Raw genomic sequence first — 492 nt, 5'->3', positions numbered from 1 at the left:
GGCGGCCCCGCCTTCGCCGAACGCGGCATCGGCGGGACGGGGATCGGAGGGACGGATATGGGCGGCGCGGATACCGGCATCGTCGGCGTCGTCACCGGCTTCGCCAGTCTGTGCGTCGATGGGCTGGAGGTGGCGCTGCCGGCGACGACGCCGGTGCGGATCGACGGCGCGCCGGGGCGCATCGCCGACCTCCGTGCCGGACAGCTGGCCCTGGTCGGGAGCGTCGGCCAGGGCGACGCCCTCACGGCGCAGGCGGTGTCGGTCCGCCATGAGGTGACGGGCCCGGTCAGCCGGGTGCTGGCGGATGGACAAAAGCTGCTGGTGGCGGGGCAGACGGTCACCGTCACGGACGCAACATGGCGTGCGGTGCCGGCGCGCCCGGGCGACTGGATCGCGGTCAGCGGGCTGCGCACGCCCGCCGGCGACATCGCCGCCTCGCGGATCGACCGCGCCCCGCCCGGCCGGGTGCGCGTGCATGGCCACCTGCTGACC

At 76.0% G+C, this 492-nt stretch carries 1 protein-coding gene; it reads left to right on the top strand.

Features of this window, described 5'->3' with window-relative positions; all coding sequences use genetic code 11:
* Nucleotides 1-57 precede the first annotated feature (57 nt).
* On the top strand, nucleotides 58-492 hold a 435-nt coding region (locus B8460_RS19475), incomplete at its 3' end, for a DUF5666 domain-containing protein (RefSeq protein ID WP_241771248.1).

The organism is Acidisphaera rubrifaciens HS-AP3, from assembly GCF_000964365.1.
GTDB lineage: Bacteria > Pseudomonadota > Alphaproteobacteria > Acetobacterales > Acetobacteraceae > Acidisphaera > Acidisphaera rubrifaciens.
This window is presented reverse-complemented; position numbering and strand designations above follow the sequence as displayed.